Origin of the sequence: Peribacillus muralis (genome assembly GCF_001645685.2) — a bacterium.
Classification (GTDB): Bacteria; Bacillota; Bacilli; order Bacillales; family DSM-1321; genus Peribacillus; species Peribacillus muralis_A.
The window spans coordinates 872,889-899,529 of record NZ_CP017080.1; the positions used below are offsets into that span (position 1 = coordinate 872,889).

26 protein-coding genes and 1 pseudogene are annotated in these 26,641 nt (G+C 38.4%); 20 read left to right on the forward strand and 7 right to left on the reverse strand.

Annotated features, from left to right (window positions below):
* Positions 1 to 2: 2 nt before the first annotated feature.
* Genes ABE28_RS04230 through ABE28_RS04245 form a run of 4 tightly spaced genes read right to left on the reverse strand, consistent with a single transcriptional unit; the run spans position 3 to position 4,773 of the window.
* Positions 3 to 731: an ABC transporter ATP-binding protein gene (locus tag ABE28_RS04230; RefSeq protein WP_064461976.1), complete on the reverse strand. Its 729-nt coding sequence runs from the start codon at positions 729 to 731 to the stop codon at positions 3 to 5.
* Positions 706 to 2,220 (reverse strand): ATP-binding cassette domain-containing protein, encoded by a 1,515-nt coding sequence (locus tag ABE28_RS04235; RefSeq protein ID WP_064461975.1) that lies wholly within the window; start codon positions 2,218 to 2,220, stop codon positions 706 to 708. Before ABE28_RS04235 ends, ABE28_RS04230 begins: the two co-directional genes overlap by 26 nt.
* Positions 2,213 to 3,193, reverse strand: a complete 981-nt coding sequence (locus ABE28_RS04240) for an ABC transporter permease (RefSeq protein WP_064461974.1) — start codon at positions 3,191 to 3,193, stop codon at positions 2,213 to 2,215. The genes ABE28_RS04235 and ABE28_RS04240 overlap by 8 nt, the downstream gene beginning before the upstream one ends.
* Positions 3,190 to 4,773 (reverse strand): ABC transporter substrate-binding protein, encoded by a 1,584-nt coding sequence (locus ABE28_RS04245; protein WP_083231935.1) that lies wholly within the window; start codon positions 4,771 to 4,773, stop codon positions 3,190 to 3,192. Before ABE28_RS04245 ends, ABE28_RS04240 begins: the two co-directional genes overlap by 4 nt.
* Before the next feature lie 333 nt (positions 4,774 to 5,106).
* Here ABE28_RS04245 and ABE28_RS04250 point away from each other — a divergent pair, with 333 nt between their 5' ends.
* The 11 genes from ABE28_RS04250 to ABE28_RS04295 all read left to right on the forward strand — a co-directional run bounded on the left by ABE28_RS04250 (position 5,107) and on the right by ABE28_RS04295 (position 15,864).
* Positions 5,107 to 5,316 carry a hypothetical protein gene (locus ABE28_RS04250; protein ID WP_063235826.1) on the forward strand — a complete coding sequence of 70 codons (210 nt, stop codon included), beginning with the start codon at positions 5,107 to 5,109 and terminating at the stop codon, positions 5,314 to 5,316.
* A 327-nt stretch (positions 5,317 to 5,643) separates the two neighbouring features.
* On the forward strand, positions 5,644 to 6,750 hold the full coding sequence (locus ABE28_RS04255) for a carbohydrate kinase (protein ID WP_064461972.1): 1,107 nt from the start codon (positions 5,644 to 5,646) through the stop codon (positions 6,748 to 6,750).
* 248 nt (positions 6,751 to 6,998) lie between these two features.
* Entirely contained in the window at positions 6,999 to 7,478 is a 480-nt protein-coding gene (locus tag ABE28_RS25930; RefSeq protein ID WP_306807325.1) for an EamA family transporter, read from the forward strand.
* Between the two features lie 19 nt (positions 7,479 to 7,497).
* Positions 7,498 to 7,881: an EamA family transporter gene (locus ABE28_RS25935; RefSeq protein ID WP_306807326.1), complete on the forward strand. Its 384-nt coding sequence runs from the start codon at positions 7,498 to 7,500 to the stop codon at positions 7,879 to 7,881.
* Between the two features lie 91 nt (positions 7,882 to 7,972).
* On the forward strand, positions 7,973 to 8,950 hold the full coding sequence (locus ABE28_RS04265; RefSeq protein ID WP_257390703.1) for a carbohydrate kinase family protein: 978 nt from the start codon (positions 7,973 to 7,975) through the stop codon (positions 8,948 to 8,950).
* Positions 8,934 to 9,869, forward strand: coding sequence for a pseudouridine-5'-phosphate glycosidase (locus ABE28_RS04270; protein WP_064461970.1), 936 nt, complete (start codon positions 8,934 to 8,936; stop codon positions 9,867 to 9,869). Before ABE28_RS04265 ends, ABE28_RS04270 begins: the two co-directional genes overlap by 17 nt.
* Positions 9,870 to 9,982: 113 nt before the next feature.
* On the forward strand, positions 9,983 to 11,164 hold the full coding sequence (locus tag ABE28_RS04275) for a NupC/NupG family nucleoside CNT transporter (protein ID WP_064461969.1): 1,182 nt from the start codon (positions 9,983 to 9,985) through the stop codon (positions 11,162 to 11,164).
* Positions 11,165 to 11,186: 22 nt separating this feature from the next.
* On the forward strand, positions 11,187 to 12,116 hold the full coding sequence (locus ABE28_RS04280; RefSeq protein ID WP_064461968.1) for a nucleoside hydrolase: 930 nt from the start codon (positions 11,187 to 11,189) through the stop codon (positions 12,114 to 12,116).
* A gap of 319 nt (positions 12,117 to 12,435) precedes the next feature.
* Entirely contained in the window at positions 12,436 to 13,755 is a 1,320-nt protein-coding gene (locus ABE28_RS04285; protein ID WP_064461967.1) for a spore germination protein, read from the forward strand.
* Positions 13,752 to 14,825, forward strand: coding sequence for a GerAB/ArcD/ProY family transporter (locus tag ABE28_RS04290; protein WP_064461966.1), 1,074 nt, complete (start codon positions 13,752 to 13,754; stop codon positions 14,823 to 14,825). Before ABE28_RS04285 ends, ABE28_RS04290 begins: the two co-directional genes overlap by 4 nt.
* Entirely contained in the window at positions 14,812 to 15,864 is a 1,053-nt protein-coding gene (locus ABE28_RS04295; RefSeq protein WP_064461965.1) for a Ger(x)C family spore germination protein, read from the forward strand. Before ABE28_RS04290 ends, ABE28_RS04295 begins: the two co-directional genes overlap by 14 nt.
* 109 nt (positions 15,865 to 15,973) lie before the next feature.
* On the opposite strand, the gene ABE28_RS04300 is transcribed toward ABE28_RS04295, so the two are convergent.
* The 3 genes from ABE28_RS04300 to ABE28_RS04310 all read right to left on the reverse strand — a co-directional run bounded on the left by ABE28_RS04300 (position 15,974) and on the right by ABE28_RS04310 (position 18,553).
* Complete coding sequence (locus ABE28_RS04300; RefSeq protein ID WP_064461964.1) at positions 15,974 to 16,426, reverse strand: helix-turn-helix domain-containing protein; 453 nt, start codon at positions 16,424 to 16,426, stop codon at positions 15,974 to 15,976.
* A gap of 635 nt (positions 16,427 to 17,061) precedes the next feature.
* Positions 17,062 to 17,511, reverse strand: coding sequence for a nuclear transport factor 2 family protein (locus ABE28_RS04305; RefSeq protein WP_064461963.1), 450 nt, complete (start codon positions 17,509 to 17,511; stop codon positions 17,062 to 17,064).
* Positions 17,512 to 17,587: 76 nt separating this feature from the next.
* Positions 17,588 to 18,553 (reverse strand): aldo/keto reductase, encoded by a 966-nt coding sequence (locus ABE28_RS04310; protein ID WP_064461962.1) that lies wholly within the window; start codon positions 18,551 to 18,553, stop codon positions 17,588 to 17,590.
* A 157-nt stretch (positions 18,554 to 18,710) separates the two neighbouring features.
* Here ABE28_RS04310 and ABE28_RS04315 point away from each other — a divergent pair, with 157 nt between their 5' ends.
* The 9 genes and pseudogenes from ABE28_RS04315 (at position 18,711) to ABE28_RS04355 (ending at position 26,444) form a co-directional block, all read left to right on the forward strand.
* A complete protein-coding gene (locus ABE28_RS04315; protein ID WP_167353380.1) occupies positions 18,711 to 19,388 on the forward strand; it encodes a TetR/AcrR family transcriptional regulator in 678 nt (225 codons plus the stop codon).
* 200 nt (positions 19,389 to 19,588) lie between these two features.
* Positions 19,589 to 20,116 carry a hydroxyisourate hydrolase gene (gene uraH, locus ABE28_RS26180; RefSeq protein ID WP_083231938.1) on the forward strand — a complete coding sequence of 176 codons (528 nt, stop codon included), beginning with the start codon at positions 19,589 to 19,591 and terminating at the stop codon, positions 20,114 to 20,116.
* Positions 20,117 to 20,303: 187 nt separating this feature from the next.
* Positions 20,304 to 21,017 (forward strand): response regulator transcription factor, encoded by a 714-nt coding sequence (locus ABE28_RS04325; protein WP_064461961.1) that lies wholly within the window; start codon positions 20,304 to 20,306, stop codon positions 21,015 to 21,017.
* The gene (locus ABE28_RS04330) at positions 21,014 to 22,054 is read left to right on the forward strand and encodes a sensor histidine kinase (protein WP_064461960.1); all 1,041 of its coding nucleotides are present in this window, start codon (positions 21,014 to 21,016) and stop codon (positions 22,052 to 22,054) included. The genes ABE28_RS04325 and ABE28_RS04330 overlap by 4 nt, the downstream gene beginning before the upstream one ends.
* 204 nt (positions 22,055 to 22,258) lie before the next feature.
* Positions 22,259 to 22,678, forward strand: a complete 420-nt coding sequence (locus tag ABE28_RS26020) for a UPF0715 family protein (protein WP_064461959.1) — start codon at positions 22,259 to 22,261, stop codon at positions 22,676 to 22,678.
* Between the two features lie 722 nt (positions 22,679 to 23,400).
* A pseudogene (locus ABE28_RS04340) lies at positions 23,401 to 23,787 on the forward strand (glutathionylspermidine synthase family protein); the annotation flags it as partial.
* Positions 23,788 to 24,154: 367 nt separating this feature from the next.
* Positions 24,155 to 24,538, forward strand: coding sequence for a cupin domain-containing protein (locus ABE28_RS04345; protein ID WP_064461957.1), 384 nt, complete (start codon positions 24,155 to 24,157; stop codon positions 24,536 to 24,538).
* Between the two features lie 528 nt (positions 24,539 to 25,066).
* Positions 25,067 to 25,492 (forward strand): cytidine deaminase, encoded by a 426-nt coding sequence (locus tag ABE28_RS04350; RefSeq protein WP_064461956.1) that lies wholly within the window; start codon positions 25,067 to 25,069, stop codon positions 25,490 to 25,492.
* A 154-nt stretch (positions 25,493 to 25,646) separates the two neighbouring features.
* Complete coding sequence (locus tag ABE28_RS04355) at positions 25,647 to 26,444, forward strand: fumarylacetoacetate hydrolase family protein (RefSeq protein WP_064461955.1); 798 nt, start codon at positions 25,647 to 25,649, stop codon at positions 26,442 to 26,444.
* Positions 26,445 to 26,641: the final 197 nt, after the last annotated feature.

Sequence of the window (26,641 nt, forward strand, 5' to 3'; positions counted from 1 at the left end):
TCCTAGACTATAGATTTTTTTCTTTTTTCGAAGTACATGCAAGCTTCCAGAAGATTTTTTGTGTAAGGGTGCCGCGGATATTTCAATACCTCATCAGCCGTTCCACTTTCAACAATGCTGCCCTTATCCAATACTAAAACTCGGTCTGCTACACCTTCAATGGCTTGAATACGATGTGTAATGTATAAAACACTCATATGGTAAGAGCTTTGAAATTCTTTCAGCAATTCAATTATCGTTCTTTCTGTTTGCGGATCTAACGCAGATGTTATTTCATCAGCAATTAATAGGCGCGGGTTACATAGTAATGCGCGAATGATGGCCATACGCTGCTTTTGTCCGCCAGAGCATTGACTCGGCTTATTTTTTAGAAGCTCGACTGGCAATCCTGCATGGTCCATCATCGAAGTAATTTTCTTCAATGCTGCTTTCTTTGAATGTTTTTGTAATAAAAGCGGTTCCAACAAGCTTTGTTCCATTGACCAAAATGGATTGAAGGAGCGGTCTGGATTTTGATAAACATATTGTGTGCAGTTAATCGAGTCTTCTGCCCAGCGTATCTCGCCTTGACACGGTTCATGTAATCCAATTAATAGCTCAGCAATCGTAGACTTGCCAGAACCCGACTCACCAAGCAAACAAATAAATTCTTCTCTTCCTACACAAAAGCTCACATCATCTAACACAACATTATTTCCGAACTTTTTACTTAAATTGCGAACCTCGAGCATTGAATAATACCTCCTCTTCCACATGCCCTTCAACGATTGATAGCGTACGATCTGAAATGGCATAGGCTACGTCCATATCATGCGTTATAAATAATAAGCTAATATTATAAGCTCTCACTTTTTCCTCAAGCAAAAGAACTATTTCTTTCTTTAAAATCGGATCAAGTGCACTCGTACATTCATCAGCAATAATGAATTTCGGCTTATTGGCGAAAGCTAATGCAATTAACGACCGACTTAGCATCCCGCCCGAACATTCATGCGGATACTTTTCTAGAATATTTTTAGGCAACGATACTTCCTCCACAGCTGCAACCGACTGCTCCATCGATATCCCAATTTCCAAGAACTGATCCTTCAGTTTCAATAATGGGTTAAATGCTGAACGGGCATCTTGATAAATATAGGCACACGTTTTCCAGTAACAATCATTGGCGAATTGTGGATTTCTAACAGATTTCCCATCATATTGGATATCACCTGACCATACATCAGTTGGTAATAATCCGTACATCGCACGAGCTAAAGTAGTCTTGCCTGAACCAGAAGGACCAATCAAACTCACAATTTCCCCGCTTTTAATTTGGAAAGAAACATCCGAGACAACCTTTTTCTCCTCAAAGGCAATGTTGACATGATAGGCGGCCAAATCATCCAACCCATTCTGAATCGTATCAATTGCCACCTTTTTCAGTTTTGACGGTTTCTTCGTTTTTTCCTCAAGTAAAAACGCTAAGCTCATTGTTAAAATAGTGAGGAATAGCACTGGAGGGATAACAATCCAAGTCCAGCTTGAATTCAAGAAAGTGGATGGTTGTGAAAATGCTTCATTTAACATGCTTCCCCATGAAATGAAATTTGGGTCACCAAGCCCTAAAAATGCCAGTCCAGCTTCCGTCAATATCGCTGATTTACATGTTAATATAAATTTCGTCTTCACTATTGGCCGTAAATGCGGAAATATGTGTGCACGTAAAATATATAAGGAATGACCGCCGAACAATTGGGAGGATTTAACAAATTCCCGTTCCTTCAACGTAAGGACGGCCGAACGCACTATACGCATATACGAAGGCCATGACAGCAAGCTTAATATAATGACAAGCTGTGCCATTCCACCACCGGCGAACGACATGATGATCAAGATCAATAGCAAATTAGGCAGTACTAATAAAACGTTTGCAACGCCATTGATCACCTTATCCAATATAGGAAAATACCCTGCTAGTAAACCTAGTACTACCACTAAAATTGTCGAGCAGGCAGCAATGCATAACCCAATTAAAATACTAGTGCGTGTCCCATAGATTAATTGACTTAAGATATCCTGTCCTAATCTATTTGTTCCAAGCCAGTGATCGGCGGATGGACTTAATAGGGAAGCGGCATCATATGAAAAGGGATCATATGGAACAAAAATTGGACCAATAAAAGCTACTATAAATAATATTCCAATTACTATAATAGGTAGCTTATAGACCTTATTCATTTTTATTTCCCCCCTTAACACGTGGGTCTAGCTTCGGATAAAGGAAATCAGCTAAAGCATTGAAAAGCAGTATGATTGCTGAAAATACAAAAAACAGTCCATGCATTAGTGGATAGTCCCTTGATAACACTGCTTCTTTTAACAGCTTTCCAATACCGGGATAAGAAAACAACGTTTCTACAAAAATAGCTCCAGTAAATAGTGTACCTATACGGATCATCATTAGTGTGAAAATCGGCAGTAGAGCATTTTTTAAGATATGGCGATACACTAAGCGATTTCGTTTAATTCCTTTCATTTTTGCAAATTCAATAAATGGTGAAGAGATCACTTGAATCGTTTCATTTCTTACTAATAAGTAAGTACTTGAAATACTTACAATCGTTAATGTGATAATCGGTAGCGCAGCATGCTGAGCATAATCGGCAATGACCGTCCACCACGAATCCGAGCTTAAAAATGGTTCACTTGCACCGCTCATGGGCAGAAAACCCATATAAACAGCGAATACTAATAATAAAATCATTCCCACTAAAAATTCAGGCAATGCCCCAACTGCCATCATTGTTAGCATAAAGCGCCGATCACCACGTTTAAAATGGAACCAGCCTGACCATAAACCAAATAGTATTCCGAGGATTAATGAAAGCGTTGTTGAAATCCCTACAATCCATAAGGTGTACGGTAAATGATTTAATACTATATCAGTAACTGGCTCCTTATAAGAAAACGAATAACCGAATTCCAAATGCAGGAGCCCTCCTAGATAATCAATAAATTGTTCACCTAAAGAGGCATCGAGGTTGTAGTATTCAATCATGGAAGCCTTTTGCGCTTCGGTTAGCATCGGCCCGCTATCCTGGCCATCCAAATACTCAATTGGCCCCCCCGGCATAAGCCGAGGGAGAAAGAAATTGAGTAATAATAATATGACAAATACTGAGCCGTATAGCGTCAATATTTTTTTTATCATTTGTAATCCACAAATACTGCTTTGTTATCCGTTAAAGGAATACCATCCGAAATACCGCCATAGGTATTGAACCAACCAGAAAATACGCTTGAATCATACACGTAATAGAATGGACGGTGGTATAACACAAGTGTTGGTAATTCTTCAGCTAAAATATCCTGCATTTCATCAACTGTAGCTTTGCGCTCTGCTTCATTTCCTTGTTTCAATTGAAGACTTGCAAGCTTCTGGAACTCTTCGTTTTCGAATACGCCTTTACCGGCTAGGGAGTTACTAGCTTGCCCGCTAAACCATAAACGTAAGAAGTCTGGGTCACCGCTTAAACCGATATGCCCTGTAATTGACATGTCATAGTTCCCTTCAGCCATGGCCGTTGAGAATGTTGCTGAGTCGACTGTTTGTATATCAAGTTTAATCCCAACATTGGCAAGCATTGATTTCATTAATTCAGCTTCTTTAGAAGTTGAAGAAACAAGTACGCTTAAATCCAAATCTTCACGGATGCCTGCATCATTTTTCTCGTAACCTAGCTTATCGAGGATGGCATTTGCCTGTTCAACATTGTAATCATATTGTTTCACGTCTTTTTTATACCAAGTTGAATCTGGGGGAATGACACCTGCACTGCCAACCATTACTTCCGAGTTACCCGTTAATTTCTCAGCAATTGAAGAACGATCCAATGCATAAGCAATCGCTTGACGGAGATTTTTATCACTTAATTTTTCGTTTTTCAAGTTGAATACGACACGAACGGCGCTGCCAGTAGGTTCGCTTTTCAGAACGCCATATCCAGATTTTTCAAGCTGTTGCACTTCTGTATAGTTAAATGTCATACCGCCATCGATTTCTTTGTTTTGTAAAGATAACATACGGTTTTCAGTTGCTAAATATTGAACTTCATCCACTGTCACGTCACCTTTAAAGTAATTTTCGTTTTTGGCAAACTTATAATTACCTGTTGCTGAATCATAGCTATCAAGTGTAAATGGACCTGAGCCAATTAAAGCTTCATCCTCCTGATACTCTAATGGTTGTTCAACTTTTGACCAGATATGTTTTGGAATGATCGGTAACTTGCCAGCGATTTCAGAAATGAACGGAACATACGGCTCTGTTAGAGTAATTTTCACTTCATGGTCAGAAATTTTTTCTGCTGAAGCGACCTTTGTCATATCTGTATTCCATTGAAAAGTATTTTCTTTAAAATAGTTATAGGAGAATACTACATCATCCGCCGTTAATGATTCTCCGTCATGGAATGTTACATCTTTTTCTAATGTAAATGTATATTCCAGATTATCTTCTGACACTTCCCAAGACGGTGCTAACCAAGGAATAACACCAGTATCATCCTTCCAGGTTAACGTATCAAATAAAAATGAGTTCCGTAAAAATCCACCCGGACCATTTGTATCAAATGTAAATGGTGACGGGAATCCACTGTTTTGCCACCCGATTTTCACAATTTTCTTATCATCCAATCCAGATTTAGATGTACTTGAAGATGACTCATTTGATTTTGAGCATCCAGTTACAAATAGAAGTACGGCAACGAATAAAAATAATATTTTCTTCAAAATGTTAACTCCCCTTTTACTCTATTGAGATTGATAATTATTATCAACTAGGTACAAAACTAATTCTAATTCAAATAATTATTATTATCAAGGAAAATATATAAATATAGTAACGGGGAATCGAAAGTCAAATTCGAGATAGAGAGTCAAAGTAATTCCAATACAAAGTACACAGCATTTCGAGGGGTGTTCGATTATCGTTAAATAAGATAGCTCCAGCTATTAAAACGTCTCTCCGTTCATGTTATAATATATAACTCAGGACAATTATTTTTTATTGAACGGATGCAAAAGAAGCCTCCGCATAGCGATAAAATATGGAGGTGTAAGAGAATGAACAAACAATGGACGATTGGTAAAATTAAAGAATTTGTCGAGAACAATTCGGAAAGTAAGCTGCTTACTACGGAATATCATGGCTTTTCACAAAAGTTACTATTTAAATGTACATGTGGCAGTAACTTTGAAAAAACATTCAAGAAATTCAAGAATAATAACCAACGTAAATGCGACGTATGCCAACCGCCTAAAGCGGCAAGGTGACATCTAGCGAATAAACGGAGTGCCGGTTTCTATTAAAGGGAAATGGGCACTTTTTTTTTTGTTGTCGCTCCTTTTCTTATGGTGAGTTAGTAAAAAATCGTGAATGGCAGCGAGTCATATGCCCTTTACGAAAAAATTTGGTAAAATTGATAGAGATATAACTCGATTTCACTTTGACATCATCAATATCTTAACCATATAAGTGCTGAAAATAACCGGCTATTAAGATAGAGGATGGGGCAAGCATTATCTATGCATAAATACGCGAATAAGAGTATTGACCATACTCACTCTTACAAAGATTGTTAGAGAAGGAAGGGAAATTAGGTGAAAGATCAGTATATTTTGGAATTAATCAGAGAAAATCCTTTTATTTCACAACAAGAATTATCAGTGAAACTTGGACTATCAAGATCAGCGGTGGCAGGTTATATTTCAACTCTGACGAAAAAGGGAGAAATAATTGGGAGAGCCTACATTGTGCGGGAAGAATCACGAATTACTTGCATCGGTGGAGCCAATATAGATCGTATGTCACAAACGTTGAAGCCCATTCAGTATGGTACTTCCAACCCGGCAACGGTTAGACAGTCCTGTGGCGGTATCTCCCGCAATATTTCAGAGAACCTCGGAAGGTTAGGCTGCCAAGTATCATTGATTTCTTTGATCGGAGATGACCAAGAAGGAAAATGGCTAATGGAAGAAACAAAACGATACGGAGTGGATGTTAGCCAATGCTTAGCATTGAATATGGAAAAGACTGGTACGTATACATCCATTCTTGATGAGTCTGGTGAAATGGTTTTAGCGGTGGCTGATATGCAAATCTATGACCAGTTTAGCATTGAGTTCATCGAAGCACGTTGGTCACATCTTGCTTCTTCCAATATAATTTTTGCAGATTCCAATCTTCCGGAAGAAACCTTGACTTATCTTATTAAAAGGTGTGAAAAAGAAAAGTTGACCTTATGGATTAATCCCGTTTCAGCCCCTAAAGCATCGCGAATGCCGACTAATTTACAGGGCATAGATTTATTGATTGCCAATCGTGGTGAAATATCGATAATGTCCAATATGGAAGTCGTCACGATTGAAGATTGTAAGGAGGCTGCCGAGCAAATCATCCAAAGAGGAGTCAAACAGGTGATCATCACCTTAGACAGGCAGGGGATTTTTTGGGCAGCTAATGATGGAAGGAAAGAGCATTTGCTGCCATTACAAGACAATTTTCAATATAACAATGGAGTGGATGAAGCATTGATAGGGGGCATTTTATTCGGCATGAATCAAAACGAATCTTTTGAACGATCTTTACGATTTGGCATGGCGGCTTCCTCAATCAACTTGCAAACATCAAACACCAATGCAGATATTACAGATGAGCATCTTTACGCATTTGCTGAAAATGACTTTAAGAACTATGATACTGATTGATGGCACAGGATAACCATGACTTCAGTTGCTGGAACCTATAAAATAGAGCAATTTATGCGTACTTTTGGAAAAAAATATAAAAAAATCATGAAAAACCGGAAATTTTCTTGTTAAAGAAAACTTCCGGTTTTTTTTGAATTTAGATTATTCTGCATTTACTAAACAAATGTTTTTATGATAAACTCTTGTCTTAAAACTCGTTATTGCCTACATATTCGGCAGTGAGAATCTGAAAGGAGAAAAATCCAATGAGTAAAATGTACTATTATCCTTTGTTTGTGATTTTCGGGGCATGCAGCTACGGCGTAGTTTCAACAATCATAAAACTATCCATGCTTGATGGTTTTTCAGCCTCGGAAGCAGTTACAAGCCAATTCGTCATGGGCTTTATGCTTGCTGTTTGTATATTTGCCGTTCAAAGAAAAAAGTTGAATAGTAAGGGAATCAAAAATATCATCCCCATAGGGATCTTGACAGGAATGACCAATATTTCGTATGGTCTTTGCTTGAATTATATGCCTGCATCATTAGCTGTTGTTCTTTTATTTCAATTTACGTGGATCGGCATGCTCATTTCTTGCATTGCAAAACGGCAATTCCCTGGGCGAGCGGAATACTTCTCCATATTTTTATTATTTGTCGGAACCATTCCGGCAGCTGGCTTAATGGATGTCGACATAACGAGGGTTCCTCTTCAAGGTTTGCTATTCGCTATTTTTATTTTTTAATGGCAAAACAAATCCAGCCATGACAACATCTAATCGATTAGTCTTGGTTTCTTTCTTTGCTTTCATAACGACAGCTGTCTTTCAAACTCCACAAATAATTTGGGAGGGCACGCTATTTACTGAAGGTCTCTGGATATATGGTTTAGCGTTGGGGTTATTTGGGATGATCCTTCCGGTATATCTGTTCAGCATATCCATTCCCAAGATAGGATTAAGTAAATCGTCGATATTGAGTGCAGTTGAGTTGCCAGTCGCAATGATAATCTCGGTAATTTTGTTAAATGAAATGGTCACTTTGTTGCAAATTTTCGGAGTATTAATCATAATATTTGGTATTTTTTTATCGACTTTAAGTCGAGAAGAGATGGTTGAAAAAGAAAATAGGGAAAAAGTATTTAACTAAATTTTTAAAATTTATTGACAAGTTAAAATGTAAGCGTATACTAAACATATGTTTAAAGGATTAACAAATGTCCAGAAAGGGGGTGTTGATTTTGACTATTACTTTTAATGCGGGTAAACAAAAGTCCCCCATTATTTGTATAGGGGGAGCTAATATTGATAAGAAATTATATACAAAAAATGAAATTGTTAAAAAAACCTCCAATCCTGTCATAGGATCTTCTAGAACCGTTGGAGGTGTGGCAAGGAATATTGCCGAGAACTTAGGACGTTTAGGTGAAGAAGTTATACTGCTTTCAGCACGAGGAAATGATTCCGATTGGTTGGATATTTATCAAGCATCCTCGCCTTTTATGAATTTGGACCATGTCATTAAGATTGACGACTTATCAACGGGTTCCTACACGGCCGTTATTGACCAAAGCGGAGATTTATCTTTAGCCCTAGCCGATATGAAGGTTTTTGATTATATTTCACCTGCTTTGCTTTTAAAAAATATAAACATCCTTCTTATGGCCAAATGCATTATTGTGGACTTGAATTGTCCAAGTGAAACGATAGATTTTCTTGGAATATTTACTGCGGAACACCAAATTCCCTTAGTCATTATTCCTGTTTCATCTCAAAAAATGAGCGCCCTACCTAAAAAAATGAATGCAGTGAGTTGGCTGATTGTCAATAAAGATGAAACGGAGACTTATTTCAATGTCAAAATCAACGATAGGAAAGATTGGGAACATTCTGTAAAGATGTGGCTGGGGCTAGGAGTGAAAAATGTAATTGTGACTAACGGATCAAAAGGAATCATTACTGGTGTTGCTAATGGTGAGATACAGCATTTTCCATCTATTGAAACACCTATAGTGGCTGATGTCACAGGTGCAGGAGATTCATTTTGTTCAGGTGTCATTTATTCCTGGTTACAAAAGCGGGAATTTGAATGTGTCATCAAATCGGGCTTGGTCAATGCTCATAAAACGATCATGTCAAAATATACAGTTAGGCAAGAATTGTCACAAACACAATTTAAATTGGATATGGAGGAATTTTTAAATGAAAAAATATATTGAACTATCTTTAGAAGTGCAAGAAGCAAAAGCATCAGGCCAAGCAGTGGTTGCTTTAGAATCCACTATCATTTCTCATGGAATGCCTTATCCTCAAAATGTAAAAATGGCTCGTGAAGTTGAACAAATTGTACGTGATAACGGTGCGGTTCCAGCAACAATCGCAATCATTGATGGAAAAATCAAAATCGGATTGACAGATGAAGAGCTCGAGATTTTTGGGAAAAGCCCAAATGTTGCTAAGGTATCAAGACGTGATTTGGCACAAATCATCGCTACCAAACAACTAGGGGCAACAACTGTTGCTACGACGATGATTTGTGCGGAGTTAGCTGACATCAAAGTTTTTGTAACTGGAGGTATCGGCGGGGTTCATAAAGGAGCGGAAACGACTATGGATATATCAGCTGACCTGGAGGAATTGGCTCAAACCGATGTAGCTGTCATATGTGCAGGAGCTAAATCGATCCTGGACTTGGCCCTTACTCTTGAATACCTTGAAACAAAAGGAGTGCCAGTAATAGGATATGGAACGGAATGCCTTCCAGCTTTTTACACTAGGGAAAGTGAGCATAAATTAAACTTCTTTACGGATTCGGTAGATGTAATTGCTGAAACATTAAAAACTAAGTGGGAATTAAACCTTAAGGGCGGGGCAGTCATTACTAACCCGATTCCAGTAGAATATGCCATGGATCAAGATTACATTAATGGAATCATCGATCAAGCAATCCGTGAAGCAGAAGAAAATCATATTGTCGGTAAAGATAGTACGCCATTCCTACTAGGGAAAATCAAAGAATTAACAGGCGGTAAAAGCCTTGATGCCAACATCGAATTAGTAAAGCATAATGCTAAAGTGGGAACCCAAATTGCCGTAAGTTTCAATGAAAAACTAAGTGATAATAAACTGAGAGTGTAAGCGTCAAAAGCACAACTTCTATAAGTTCACCGTGTTGTTATACTAAACAACTAGACTTATAGAAGTTTTTTTTCACAAGATTGAAAGCGTTAACACTCTAGGGGGATGGTCTGATGAAGTTTATATTCTTGCTAACAGGGATCCTGTTTGTTTTTATCATCGCTTTTTTATTCAGTAATAACCGGAAAAAAATTAAATATAAACGAATTCTGGTCATGTTAGCCGTGCAAATCATTTTAGTGTACACGATGATGAATACTAGCCTTGGCCTCATTGCCATTACCAATGTAGGCGTTTTTTTTGAAAAACTGATGGCGGTCGCAGATTCCGGAATTCAATTCGTGTTCGGCGGTATGGTGAATGAAGGAAAAACGACTTTCTTCTTTATAGCTCTATTGCCCCTGGTTTTCATGTCGGTTTTAATTGGAATATTGAATTATATTAAAATTTTGCCATTCCTAATCAAATATTTAGGTTTGATATTAAGTAAAATAACTGGAATGGGGAAACTTGAAAGCTATTTTGCGGTATCTACAGCTGTCCTGGGTCAGCCAGAAGTATTTTTAACGATCATCAAACAGATTCCACATTTATCTTCCAAAAGGCTATACACGATCTGTACCTCGGCAATGAGTGCGGTAAGCATGGCTATGGTTGGAGCATACATGACGATGCTGGAGCCCAAATATGTGGTTACCGCCGTTGTTTTGAATATCTTCAGTGCTCTTATCATTGCTAATATCATCAATCCCTATGATCTGGACGATGATGAGGATCTGATTCAAATAGAAGAAAATCAAAGAGTTCCTTTCTTCCAGATGGTTGGGGATAGTGTTATGGATGGCTTTAAAATCGTTATAACGGTTGCGGCTATGTTATTGGGGTTCATTGCCTTAATGGAATTGATCAATGTAATCTTTTTAAACGTTTTTCATTTTTCTTTTCAAACGGTTATCGGGTATCTGTTTGCACCTATCGCTTTTTTAATGGGCATTCCGTGGTCAGAAGCTGTAAAAGCAGGCGGAATAATGGCTACAAAGCTTGTTACCAACGAATTCGTTGCGATGCTGAATTTTGGTGAAATATCAAAAAACCTTTCAGATAAAACCATTGCCATTGTATCGGTTTATTTAGTTAGCTTTGCGAATTTCGGAACGGTAGGCATTGTTTCAGGTTCAATCAAATCCATTAGTGAAAAACAAGGTAATCATGTATCCAAATTTGCTTTAAAACTTTTGCTTGGTGCTACATTAGCTTCCGTAATATCCGGAACGATAATGGGGATTGCCATGTAATCGCAATAAAGGAGAGAGTATGATGCAAACGAAAAAAATTATATTGGATTGTGATCCAGGGCATGATGACGCGATTTCGATTATTTTGGCCGCTTCACAGCCATCACTGGACATCTTGGGAATTACGACAGTTTCGGGGAATGCGGAAATTGAAAAAACGACAATGAATGCGTTGAAAATTTGTGATTTAGTATCTTTATCCGATGTTGTAGTTTCAAAAGGGGCTAGTGAACCGTTGATTCGTTTACGAGAAACGGCACCCGGCATTCATGGTGATTCAGGTCTGGATGGGCCGGAGTTGCCTGAACCTTCTCGAAGCTGGAGTGATGAACATGGCTGCGATACGATCATACGCCTTGTAAAAGAGTCGAAAGAACCTGTTACGATTCTTCCGACAGGACCTTTGACAAATATTGCTTTAGCTCTATTAAAAGCACCAGAGATTAAGGACAATATTGAAGAGGTTGTCCTTATGGGCGGCGGAACCTTCGGTAACTGGACGCCAACTGCAGAGTTTAATATTTGGGCAGATCCGGAGGCGGCGAAAAAAGTATTTGATAGCGGTATTCCAATAGTGGTCATGGGACTGGATATAACTCATCAAGCTCTCGCTACAAAAGAAGTTATCGATCAGGTGCAAAAAATTGATAATCATGTGGCCAAAATAGTTGGAGAATTACTAGTATTCTTTGCCTCGACATATAAAGAAATGTTCAACTTTGCAGGGGCACCGGTACACGATGTATTAACGGTCGCCTACTGTGTTGCACCCGAATTGTTTAAAACGAAAGAAGTGAATATAACGGTGGAAACGAAAGGAGAGTTTACAGCAGGAACGACTTTAATCGATCTGCATGGGATTACGGGAAGAAAAGTAAATGCCAAGTATGGATTGGAGCTGGACGTCGAAGGCTTTTGGCGTTTAATGATCGAAGCGTTGAAGAAATTCTAGAGAATGCACATGAGAAAAAAAATTAACGTAGGCGATCCTTCCATTGGAAGGATCGCCTTTTCCGAAGGAAAAGAAAAATTGAAAATGATACTGGAAAAGGATAAGAAATAAAGTGGATGGATCGTAAAAGACCTAGAAGATAAAATCTTATATTGCCATACGTTTTGGAGAGTTCTACTGAGCGCGTTACGATTCTTAGGTGTATAAGAGGTTTATACAACAGAGTATGGCTTTCTTTGAGTCCCTCTTTGTTTATCGAATAAAAATGTTCTTTATTACAAATAATCTTCCTAATTACTATTTGTTAAGGGGCAAATTGATGAGGAATAAAATAGTAAACGAAATTGAATCCAAGTTTTCCAATCAAGGCGATTTTTTCATTGAAGAAGAACTAATAAATAAAACAACAATTTTTCTAATAGGATTCAAAACGCTTGTCGATTTAACTAAGTCGAAATTATACGTTCAACAAATCGCAAATTCGAACACGTCAGTAAAAGCTTTGTTCATAAATCTTAATGACGAGATAAATGTTGATACAGAACAAATGATTAAAGGGATATTAGAAGGCAATTTAGTGATCGTGTCAGAAGATGGCAAACAAAATGCCGTCGTAAATCCCATCGTCCAAAATTTGAGGAGCAGTATTTCCGAGCCTAAAAATGAAAGTCCGATTCAATCATCCACGGATGCCTTTGGAGATGATATTAACACGAACATCGGGATGATCAGAAAAAGGCTTACAACAGCAAGTCTATGCCATTGTAACTATGAAGTAGGAGATCTGGAGAAGCGAAAGCTATCCATGCTCTATATTAAAGGGAGGACCCCCAAATCCCTAATAGACAAGGTCGACCGGCAGTTAAAAGGAATTCAAACGGATATTGATACGATTGATGACCTTAATTTGCAATTTGGCAAACGCAGGTTAAGTCCTGTCAGTCATCTTTTCGCCACTGAACTGCCGATTTCTGCCATACATTCATTAAAAGAGAACAAAATTGTCTTTTTTTTAGATAATTGTCCGTTCGCGCTGGTTTTTCCTAATCTCCTTTGGGATATGTTAGTTAGTATTGATGATCGCAATTTTCCTTCCATACTGTCATTCATGCTTCGGTTTTTCAGGGTGATAGGGCTAGTGGCCACGCTGATCCTTCCCGCATTATATGTTGCTTTGGTGTCAGTTAATCCGGAGGTTTTCAAGTTGGATCTTGCCTTGTTTGTCGCTAAGAGCAGGGAAGGCATTCCCTTAACGGCCTTTCTCGAAACCATTGCAATGGTAGTGTTAGTTGATTTAATACTAGAAGCGATTGTAAGACTGCCCAAAAGCGTCGGACCCGCCATTACGATGGTTGGAGGAATCATACTGGGACAGGCGATGGTGGAGGCCAAATTAGTCAGTAACTTGTTGGTCATCGTGATCACGGCTGTCGTGATTGCAAGTTCATCGGTCATTGGCATGCAGAATTCTTTGTACATTCGCTTGCTGAAATATCCGATTCTAATATTGGCCTCACTTTTCGGTATTTTAGGGGTATGCATCGGTTTTATTTTCACCATAATATACTTGGCGAGCTTAACCTCTTATGACATTCCTTATATGACGTTTCGAATAAAAAAAGAAGGAGAAATAAAGTGACGCAGCGGATACAAATTGCAGCAGTTTTCATTATCATACATTTAAGTTTTGGTTATGTTGTATATCCTAATCTCATTTATATGTTAACGGAAACAGCTCATTGGGAAGTGATCATTTGCCAATGTCTTCTGCAATTGATCTTGATTTGGGTTTACATGAAAGGGTTGAATTACTTTCCAGCACAGAATGTCATTGATATTTATTTAAAGATGGGAAGATGGGCGGCAATCATTTTTCTGACACCATTTGCAATCAACTTGATTGTACTGGCTTCCCTTAACAATCGTATTCATACGGAGGTCATCATTTCGATTTTCTTGCCTAGGACCCCTTATTGGGCAATATTGGTGCTGTTATTTTTCATTTCGGTATATACAGCTTTAAAAGGTTTAGGAACAATATTGCGTTCCGCGATTTTTATTTTCCTGTTTGTCATTCCTCTGGTCGTATTGAATATTTTTTCCTCTTCCGTCAATTTTAATATACATAATGTGACGCCTGGTTTGAATCTTCCTCCTAAGTTCTTGTTGGAGATGAAATTTTTTTATCTTTTAGGATTTTCCTCGTTTTTATTTTTGGGATTCATAGCTTCCAAAACAAAACTGTTATTTCGTCAACTTTTTGCAGCGTGGGTAATTGTAACGCTATTATCTCTATCAATCGTGTATATCCCGTTATTCATATTCGGGCAAGATACGGTCGTTACACTGAAAAACCCTTTCTTGGAATCAATGGACTCAATAGACATTAGCTGGTTTTCATTCAATCGACAAGCAATATTCTTTGGTGTGTTGCTTGTCGGCCTAGTGATACTGACAAATTCGGTTTTATTTTGGATGATAGGAACAATCATGCAAAAAGTATACAAATGGAATGCCTCATATTGGATAAGCGCTTTTTCTTTCATCGCGCTTATAATCGCACTGGTCGTTCCGAACAAAAATCTACTCGAAAAATACTTTTTGTGGAGTTCCGGTGCACAAGCTTTTTTCATGATCATTATTCCAATAACGATATTCATCTATGGTTTCTGGTCGAATGGAGGTGTAAGGGGGCATGGGAAAAAATAGCCTATATAAACTTTTCTTCGCATTTATGATGATAATGCTTCTATGCGGATGTTGGGATATCAAAGATATTAATAAGCGTACCATTCCATTAGTATTGGGCATTTCCAAGACCAAGGGAGGAGAATATAAAATAACGTTACAAATCCCTGTACTTAAAAATGAACGCCAAGTATCGAAAGTCGTAACAGGAACAGGCGAAACGATTACAAGTGCATTGGGGAAAATCAGGACAAATTCCGAAAATGCCGTTGATTACACACAAATAAGATTAATTGTCGTTCAAAACCATTTGGCGCATAATCAAAAGGAATTTACGAACATTGTAAAATTTTTAATGGGGTCAGAAGAGATTCCATCCAGATCGTTGATAGCCATAACTGATGAAAATGTGGAGGATGTTCTATCGAGCATTAACGATAAATTGGGTGTGCATGCTTCTTCTATCTATGATTTTTTCAATAAAGGAGCTGACTGGGCTCCAGAGGTTTTTAGTACCCCTGTTTGGGAAGTGTATCGAAGCCTGTTTTCTTCCACTAAAGATATCGCCGTTCCCCTCATCCGTTCCGGAAAGAATACTGTATTAATCTTTGAAGGCTCCGATATCTTGAGAAAAGGTGAAATAATGGATAGACTCAAACCGGAAGAAATCCAATTAATCCGTGTGCTGCAAAACAAAAATGAAAAAGGGAAAATAGAGAGCCTAGGTTTTGCCAGCATTATGGTGTCAAATAGCTCAATCCGACTAAAACCTTCATTGATCAATAATAAACCGTCATTGTCTAGCGACTTGAATATAAAAATAAACGTTTTAGAAAGAAATGATGGGGTAACAAATAAAAAAATCATGGAAGAGCTTGAAAGGATTATTGAAGAGAGGTTTTTTCAAATACTCAGGCGGATGCAGGAAAGCCATACAGATATATTTGGATTCGGGCAAGAATTTCAACAGCTGATTTCTTACAATGAACTAAAAAACTGGAGGGATGAATATTACCCCGACCTGAAAGTGAATTTCGAGGTCAAGGTTAATATGGAGTAAAAGCATGCAATCCCGATTCCCCGACGCGTATATAATTATTTAGGGGCCCGCTTTCAATAAGGCCTGCATTAGGCTCTTGTACAACAAGAGCCGTTCAACATGCGGCGCTTTAGGAGACATATTTATCTTTTAAATAATCCGAAGCAATACCACCGATGAGCATCAAAGCCAACGGGAGGAAATTCGACACAGCTGGCATACCTTCTAAGAATGTAATGTCCGTGCCGACAAATTTGTTCAGTCCCAAAATGATGAGTTTAAACACTAACAAAAACGAACCAATTAAAAACACACTATCAAAAAATACCTTCCTCTTTGGAAATGCCAATTTCTTACTATCTCGGATTATTTTTTCTTTCAATTCCTCGTCACTCCTTAATAATTCATCGATCGTAATTTGAAATAAGTCACTCAAATGAATGATCACTTCGATGCTCGGATAATTTTTTCCTGTTTCCCATTTCGACACGGATTGCCGACTCACATGAATCTTCTCTGCAAGATCATGTTGTGACCAATTTCTCTTTTCTCGTTCTTGTTTCAACCGTTCGCTAAGTATCATGAATAATTCCTTTCCTTTCTTATTTCCAATTATGGTGAGCTCGCAGCTTTAAAGTAAAGCTAGCATTGGGCGCATCACCGAGCAACCTATGGGTTACATCAAGGTAAACCCTGTTATATCAAGGTTTTTTTTTATTGTTTTTCAGAAATCGTCTAGTACAGTCAAACATGATTGAAACCCGGAGAGGGGTCGATGCACCATTTTTAACTCCGCACATATGAAGATTTTTTCAGGTACACAAATCGAACACATTAAAATGAGCGCCTTTTTAGATGCGGTAAAGGTCTCATCGATTCAATAAAGGTATTATTTTAGTGTATAGCATTCCTATAAAAATGAGTGCAAAAATATCATCATTCGGTTTTTACTCGAAGATGTAAATATTGGGGAGTGAGCCGTTTATTATTAATAGGCAACTCCGAGAATTGGAAGGGTGAACATCCTTGGAACGGTGGGTATCTGGGGTATAGTATTACGTTGCCATAGAGGATTTCGACTGGCTCACTTAATTATGGGGATTGTACATGAACCTTCCTAAACAAAGCCAATACATATAAATGAACAAGGCCTCCTGCATTCTATACAGTATGCAGGAGGCCTTGTTCTGAGTTAGAAGAAAGTTAACACTTATTGAGTTATGAGTTTAACATTTGAGCAAAATGGAGGTTAATAGAAGCAATTTTCCAGCCTTCAGCTGTACGTAGGTATTCAACATCCTCACTTTGATAAACAAGGTTTGTTACACCGGCACCTTTTACACCAACCCATAATAAGTATTTTCCTGTTGCTTCATCACCACTTACATTAATGATCGGGTTAGTGAAGCTATGCATGCCAAGCTCACCGTCAGCAGTCGCTTCTTTTAACATGTCGATAATAGTGTTGACTCCTTTGGAATCGACACCCATAGCTGCACATTTCCAAGTGGCGTCTTCAGTAAATAGAGCAGGGAGGCTTTCAAAGTCCACTTCTTTGCCATTCCACCCTTTATCTACATAATGTCCATATGTTGCTTGTAGCTTCTTGATGCTTTCAATATCCTCAAGGTATTGAATTCTTTCTTCTAAAGAACGTTCTTGTCTCATTCTGCTTACCCTCCTTGATACCTAGTGATTTTTTAATTTCGTAGATAAATGGTCTTACTTCTTCGGTACTTCCGTTTTATAAATTAGTTTGTTTCATTTGCTCGCTTTGCATCCGCTCGCCGTGTACCAAATTTTTGGGACTCACTGCTTCGATACGCTCCAGATCTTCAGGTGTTAACGTAATATTGACGGCTGCTGCATTTTCTTCTAAATAACTGATGCGTTTTGTTCCAGGAATCGGCAAGGCACCTTTTTCCATTGTCCATGCTAAAGCTAATTGAGAAGGTGTAGCATTTTTGTCCTCTGCGATTTTCTTTATTTCCTCTAGAACATCCAAATTCTTTTGGAAGTTCCCTCCTTGGTAGCGAGGCAACCATCTGCGAATATCGTCTTCAGCAAGATCTTCAAACTTACGTAATTCTCCAGAGATAATGCCACGACTAAGTGGACTGTAAGCAACATGAGTAATACCTAATTCATTGACGACAGGTAAGATTTCATCTTCAATATCCCGGCTCCAAAGGGAGTATTCGGTTTGTAAAGCGGAAATTGGATGAATGGCATGAGCGCGTTTAATCGTTTCAGCACCGGCTTCCGATAAACCAAGATAACGAACTTTACCCGCCGTTACTAAATCCGATAGTGCTCCTACTGTTTCTTCGATTGGGACATCAGGGTCTACGCGATGTTGATAATATAGGTCAATATAGTCTACATTCAATCGACGAAGACTCTCGTCTATTGACTGTTTTACGTAATCAGGGTGCCCGCTTACGGTGTAATCAGGTAAGAAACCAAACTTTGAAGCAAGGATGGCTTGATCCCGCCGTCCTTTTAATGCTTTTCCAAGAAGTTCTTCATTATGACCATTTCCATAAATATTGGCAGTATCCAACAGTGTCACACCTAACTCTAGTGCACGATGGATGGTACGAGTGGATTCAATGTCATTCGTCGCACCATATGTTCCAGACATCCCCATTAATCCAAGGCCCATTGCCGACACTTGTAAGTCACTATTTCCTAATTTTCTATTTCTCATATGACTAGCAACCCCTTAAGTTTATTTTTAACAAAATTAGAATAACACCAATATAAAACCAAGTAAACTAAAAAGGTTAAAAAAGTTTAATTAGTTCGCTATGTTTATTTCCCTGCTTTTTTATGTAATAATGAAAAAAGTGAAGGAGGAGAACGGCTTGACTGCGAATAACGAACAAAATCAAAGTTCTCAAAATGACACGAGAACAAGATTGCTCACAAAAATCATCCCTATAATAAGAAAGAATGGCTTTCAATCCATTCGGATGGATGATATGGCAAAATACATGGATGTTAGTAAAGCGACCATGTACAAATATTTCACTTCCAAAGAAGATGTCATTCAAGCGTCTGTTAATAGTTTTGTTGACTATATAAATGAACTTATCGTGGAATCGAATAATACGGTCAAATCATTTACCAAGGGTTTTCAACAATCCTTTGAACAATCGATTTTACTTGCGGCCTATATCTCTGATGTTTTCTTGAATGAGCTTCAAATCATGTATCCATATTTACATGATCAACTGAGGGATGCGATGCAAAGAAGAGAAGAAAAATTGATGGTTTTTTATGAAGAGGGAAAAGATAAAGGACTATTCAATTCGGTTAATGAAAAGCTTATTTTTCTACAAGATGATGTATTGGTCCGCTCCATGATAGATGCTAAATTTTTAATGCTGAACGGTCTGACCCTTCATCAATTATTGTGGGATTATTACCAGCTGAAGAAGCTTCAGCTCTTTAAAGCTGACCATGCAGAGCAAGTTGATGATCACCATATGGTGAATCAACTCGACTATATATCGAAAAAGCTAATGCGGGATTTATTTTAGGGCAGCCATACTTTTACGAAGATATAAGAGTTTTTATAAGGGAGGTTGCCGCGGCAGCCTTTTTCTTATTTTCAAAGGAATATTTCTGAGGGTGGCCGCAAAAAAAGTGGGCAGTTAAGAAAAAGTTAATAGTTTCGTTAGAGTTTAATAACATATGCAAGGTATTGTATACATATCGACAGAATAAGGAGGAGTTATGAATGAAAAAATACGTAGCAAGTATAGCGGGTGCCGCTGTCCTATCGTGTGCAGGATTTCTGGGATTTGGTCAATTAGAGCAGGTTGTACAGAACCAAGGGAAGGATCAGGTAGCACATGCAGCAAGTAACGAAGTTCCGGTCAAGGGTGCGAAGGAAGCGGAAACTCCAGCAAAACCGATGGGGGGGCTTTCTACTCACGTACTTGACGAAGTAAAAGGAAAACCTGCACCAAATGTAAAAGTTAAAGTATATCGTGTGAATGAAGAAGGAAAGACGAAATACTTACACACGGCCAAAACGGATAAAGAGGGACGCGTTGGTTCCCTGCTTACACCAAAGGAAATGAAAGAGGGAACGTATGAAATCCATTTCTTTATAGGCGATTACTTTGATAAACAAGGCACGGAGGGTGCAGATGAATTCCTGGACGAAGTTCCACTTCGTTTTAAAGTGACTGATCCGAAACAACATTACCATGTACCAATTGTAGCCGCACCTGGAGGGTACAGCACATATCACGGAAGCTAAACTAGTTGACAAGTTGTATGGGAGAAGATATTCCTCGAACTATAGACATGCTCGATCGCAATCGAGTTTGTCTATAGTTTTTTGAGGATTTCGCAGCACTCGCTGCAAGCACTTTTGTTTGAACAATATATCCTCCCCCTTGCGCAAAATTGCATGATGATTATTTTTAATAAGGACAGGTGAAATAATGACGAAAAAGATTTTGATTGTAGATGATGAAAGCAGCATAAGAGATGTTTGTAAAAGGTATTTACAAAGGGAGGGCTACCTCACCATTGAAGCGAGTGATGGCGAGGAGGCCATTGCCAAATGGAAAAAACAAAAACCAGATTTGATTATTCTGGATTTAATGATGCCTTATAAAACTGGATGGGAAGTGTGCCAGGAAATACGCGAGTTGGACGATGTCCCGATCATCATGTTAACGGCAAGAGGGGAAGAGCAGGATAGGCTGATGGGACTGACAAATGGAGCAGAAGACTATGTCACTAAACCGTTTAGTCCGAGGGAACTCGTATTGCGGGTCAAGTCGATCTTCCGGCTGCTGGGAAGAAATCCGTTGCTCACGCAAAATCGGGAAGCCCATGTGAACATGGTCCAATACGGGGAACTGGAGGTTAATGAAGCGACGCGAACGGTCTGTCTTCGTCATAATCCCATTGAATTGACGATGAAGGAATTTGACATCCTCTGGCTTTTGATCAATCATCCAAAACAAGTTTTCTCACGTTCCCAACTATTGGAAAAAGTTTGGGGTATGGAGTTTGAAGGAGATACAACAACGGTGACTGTCCATATGAGACGGTTACGTGAGAAGCTTGAGCGTGATCCATCCAACCCTCAAATGCTTAAGACCGTTTGGGGAGTGGGCTATAAGTTTGAAAGCGGGGATGAAGAATGAAAATAAGAACACAGCTGCTATTGGCTAACATCGCAAGCATTGGGGTGATAGTGATTTTCTTGATCTTTAGTTATATCGAAATGGTACTGCCTCCAGCCATCTTTAATTTGTTAGTCTTCATTACGTTAATTGCTACAGTTATATCCATCCTTGTGCATTTGTACCTGACTAAGCCCATTTTGAAATCCATTCGGGATATATCGGCCGGTGCCAAGAAAATTCGGGAGGGTGATTTTAATTGTAGGATTAATGGAAGTAATATTATTGAGTTAAATACAATGGCCTTGAATTTTAATGATATGAATGAGCAATTACTGAAAAGTTTCGAAAATCTGTCTAAATCCGAGGCATCAAGAAAACAATTGGTTGCAAATATTTCACACGACTTACGAACACCGATCGCATCCATCAAGGCCTTTTCCGAAGCGCTTGAAGACGGTGTTGTAGAAGATAAAGAAACCTTCCATCAATATTTACGGACATTAGGACTTGAAACCCAACGGCTTAGCGACTTGATTGATGAACTTTTTCAATTGTCCCAACTTGATGCAGATGGGATTACTCTCGTGAAACAACCATACCATATAGATCAGCTGATCCTTGAAACACTCCAGAATCAGTTGTTTCAAATTGAAGAAAAGAAACTCAATATTGAAGTGGATTTACCTGAACAATTGGAGCCAGTTTCAATTGCTCCTTCAAAAATGAAACAAGCTGTCATCAATCTGTTGGAAAACGCGATTCGTTACTCCCCTTTGAATGGAACCATCAAAATCATAGGAAAAAAGGACAAGTACGGATTTATAAAAATATCGATGGCGGATGAGGGACAGGGCATACCTGAAGCAGATATGCCCTATGTGTTCGAACGCTTATATCGTGTGGAGAAATCCAGAAATAGAGAAACAGGTGGATCAGGTCTAGGGCTCGCCATAGCCAAGTCCATTATTGAGTTGCATGATGGTGAAATAGGAGTGGAACGGAACGATAAGGCAGGATGTACATTTTGGTTCACGCTTAAAAGAAATGACCATTAAAGTAATCCAAGGCAAGCCTTGCTTTTGTTTTTGCAACTGTGAATCGAATTCACGTCAATCGTTTCTTTACGTTTCCTAAAGAAAGGTTTTACATCTTGAAAATAGATGATACAGTAAATAAAAGGGATTTTATTATCTCAGTAAGAGGCGGGATGAGAATTGATCAAGATATATACACGGTGCCACGTGAAGGGGTGAGGCAGCTTGGAAATTTGGAAAGTAAGCGAAAAGGTAGCGAAATTTAGCGATGTAATCCCTAAATACATTTTCAGCCTATTTTTTTCCTGCATCTCTTTAGCTGCTAGTATAATTCTCTTTAGTGGAGAGATCTCCTGGTTACTGCCTGGAATTATTGTATATCCATTTTATATCGTTGTCCCCTACGTGATTTTTGCGGTGCCCGTACAGGTATTTCTCAATAGGTATCCAAGGAAATTTAACTTGCTTTACTTATTCATATACATTTTTTTCTCGTTTATAGCTGTATTCATATTGTATATAGTACAAGATGTAAACGTTGCAATGAATGTTGTAAGAATGAAGCAGTTTTATGAATTAAGTTTTTCTGCTGCTGTAATCTTTTGGATATGGGACTCCATTTTTTTACATGAGAAACCGGAGTAGTTCTCGAGCTGTCTTTCAGGCAGCTTTTTATATTGGAACGAATGGTATACATTCCTATTCTCAAAGGGAAGTAGATAGGATAAATAGTGTTACCAAAAAAGTGGGGAACGTATACAACAAAATGTATCAAAAACTGCTGGACGGCTCTCAAGAAAGTAATCTTTGGAAGTCCCAACTGGGTTTGCCTGTCCAAACCTTGGATGCTGCCAATGTTTCCAGTGATTTTTAAAGCTACTTTACAAGAATGGACTTCATTATTAATGGAGATGAAATCAACTGGTTAAAGTGAATTCTGATACACCTACAGGATACATAGAATCATCCATCGCTAATCAGATCATATGTGAAGAATATGGATTCGTATCCCCAAATAAACTTGAAGATAATATCAAAAGAACGTGGGCAATCATCAGCCAATAATACAATCTATCAAATGATAATACGGTTCATTTTACTTCCTATGGCTGGCACGATGAAGATCGTAAAACTATTTCATTCAATTTAACAAATAGTGGTTTACAGAACACCAAATACATAGCTATTGAAATATCATCGTGTCGGATGAGGGGCTTTTCGACCAAGAAATTGATAGGATTAACTTCTTGTATCGACTATATCCGCTTGAGTACTTGGTTGATGATAAAGATTCTGCCAGAAGGGAAATAGGGCCCTCTTTGTTAGAACATATTACTGGTGTAAAGTGAATTTAATTAAATCCGCCCGGTACCTTCCTTATGCAGTCTAAAGCGATTTTAGCTCTGATTTGGTCTCGGCGGGATGACAGCGGGATTTTCAGCTTAGAAGAAAGAGAAAGCATCCGTCGTCACTTTTTGCCCACTTATTTAAGAGGTGATTTTCCTTTTGAGAATGAGGCGTATGTGGCAAAGCCAATTTACGGACGCGAGGGCGAAATTGTGGAAATCTTTGACAGCTTTTCTAACATAATAGAGAAAGATGAAGAAGATTATTACGCCGGATGGCAAAAGGTTTATCAACAATATGTTGAGATGCCCGATAAAATGGTAGAAACTTGGGACGGTGAATATACCGGGAAAATGCTTGTAGCTTCTTTCTATCAAGAAGACCTAGTTACTCATTCCAACGTGTAGGTGAGTTTTTAATTTGTTTAATTAACAAAAAAATCCTGGGCGCTAATGATATTAATTATTCAATTTAATTGCGCAACTAAAGGAAGATAGAATGATTTTTGCAATTATTGAAGATGAGCAGGAGGAATTGATCTGAGCCTAAAGACGGGTAGCAATTTAGTTACTTGTTTTATTAAATTGAACTAAAATTTAAATGGGTAACTTAAAAAAGCTAAACATTAATAGCTAACTAAATAAATACAACTTTTAGTAAACTCTATCTTATTTGTGTATAATTGAAATGAATCACATATATTTGTCTAATTAACTTTTTTTTCTTGTTTCGCAAATAAAAAAGCACTATTGGTGCAAACTAAGTGAGGTATATATGGAAAATCAAAAGAACTACAACTACAATCAACAAATGGACATTAAGTTTGATTATCTAGAAAAAATCACTATCAAGGATATTGTTCGTGATAATACGGATAAATGGTTCAATCAATCACTATGTGAGGTAAATTCATCCGTTTTGAGACTTGGTATCTTTGAGGGTGAATATCATATGCATAAACATGAGAATGATGATGAAGTCTTTTTTGTATTAGAGGGCGCACTCGTTTTGGAAACGGAAAATGGTAACTTTGAGCTGGGGCAATACGAAGGAGCCTGTGTGCCAAAAGGTACGATGCATAGACCGGTGGTACCAAAGGGCAAGGCAGTAGTTTTGATGATTGAAAACAAAGGGATCGATCCTATTGGTACAGTATAGTCCTCTTAAAGACTAATTAAAAAAGTCCTGTTTTCTCGGTGTAATAAATGAGGAATTTGGACTTTTTTTATATTTGGTTTAATCTTGTAATGTTGTTTTTTTTTGTTATTAAGCTTCCCCTTGTAACAGGGTAGAAGCTGGCAAGGGGATGTGGGGGAAGCCCCCGCATAGAGTAGCTAATTAAGAGTGAGAGAAATTTACCTGAATTCCTCGTTTTAAGTACGTCCACTTGGCGATAGTCCCGCACCGCCAAAATTTCGGAATACAAGGGGGTAAAGGTGGAGATTTTTGAGCGTTTCAATCCGTAGGACAAAAATACCACCCCAACTTGCCGTCGTGAAAAATCTTATAGGAGATATTTTTGATTTGTTCATTATATGATTTAAACACGATGAACTATGCTCCAAAATGGGTATAGTGCAGATTTAAAAGAACTTAATTAAATCACGAAAAGAATAAGTCGTATTTTCAGGAAGCACATACGGCCACTTTGACGCCTAAACATAAAAGGAAGGTGAAGGAACAGGAATGAAAGCATATCCTTTAACAGAAAGTGAATTTACATTAATAGATGAAGCTAAAAGGAAAATTACGGACCTCTATGAAGACGATAGACATCATGTGGGAGCTGCCATAAAAACGAAATCCGGAAATATTGTTTCGGCGGTACATATAGAAGCATATATTGGGCGGGTTTCGGTATGTGCTGAAGCCATTGCAATGGGAAAGGCCATTTCAGACGGAGAAAGATACTTTGAAACGATAGTGGCAGTAAGGCATCCGTATTCCGATGAAAAGAATAGGGAGTTGAGAGTCGTAAGTCCGTGTGGGATGTGCAGGGAATTAATCTCCGATTATTCACCAGACTGTTTTATTATTTTGGAGATAGATGGAAAACTACAGAAAACGAAAATTGGTGAACTGATTCCACTTAAATACAGTCGGGAATCATGAAAGAAAAATATTTTCGACTTTACTTGAAGATAGAGCTGCGATGACAGTTCTTTTTTTCACGTAAAAGAACAGGTGTGTTAATATAGTATAGCAAAGCCGAATTTTTTATTAACTGTAGTAGGCACATCTTATTCATCAAAGGAGTTCATTCATAATGCAAGTCTTACAAAAAACACAAAAAATAGTACGCTATCAGAATCAACAGGGCCATATACATTACGGAATTGTTGAGGATGAGTCAATATTACAACTATCGAGCAGTTTTGCTGAACTTGTCAACAAGGAAATAAAGTATGACGGGGTAACGGTGAAATATAGTGACGTGAAAATTTTGGAGCCGGTAAAACCATCCAAAGTGGTCAATTTCGGGTGGACATATGCAGGCCATGCAAAGGAAACAGGGGGAGAGGCGAACCTTGTTGAACCATTTCTATTCTTAAAGCCCTTATCTTCGCTTATTGCAGACAAGGAAACGATTGTACTTCCGCCTGCCGAATTAACCAACCAAGTGGAACTTGAAGGGGAAGTGGCTTTGATCATCGGGAAGCGCGGAAAAAACATAAAAGAAGAAGATGCGCTTGATTACGTGTTTGGCTGCACGATATTCAATGATGTCACGGCAAGAGATCTTACAAAAAAAGATCCACAGTTTACACGGGGTAAGGGATTTGATACGTTCGGGCCATTAGGACCGTGCATCGTTACCGGGGTGGACCCGACAAACTTACGGATTGTGACCACTCTAAACGGCCGTGTTGTCCAAGACGGCAATACGAATGAAATGTCTCTGAGCATACCTTATCTAATCAGCTGGCTATCGCAGGTAATGACACTGGAGCCCGGTGACATTTTGGCAACGGGATCACCATCTGGCAGCTGCCCGGTCAAATCAGGGGATGAAATCGTTGTCGAAGTCGAGAATATCGGTCAGTTGAGTAATAACGTTCAATAGGTGATACTAGTCTAGCATGCCTCCTTCATCAAGAGATATGCCCATTCAAATCAATGATGGAGTGGCAGCATCGAGATTTACTTGTCAAGAAGATTGCTATTCTTATGTGTCGAAGTCAGAGCTGCCTTTAAGGCAGCTTTATTTTATGGAGAAGAGCATTTGAGGCGATTCCACATAAAAACAGGATCTGGATGACG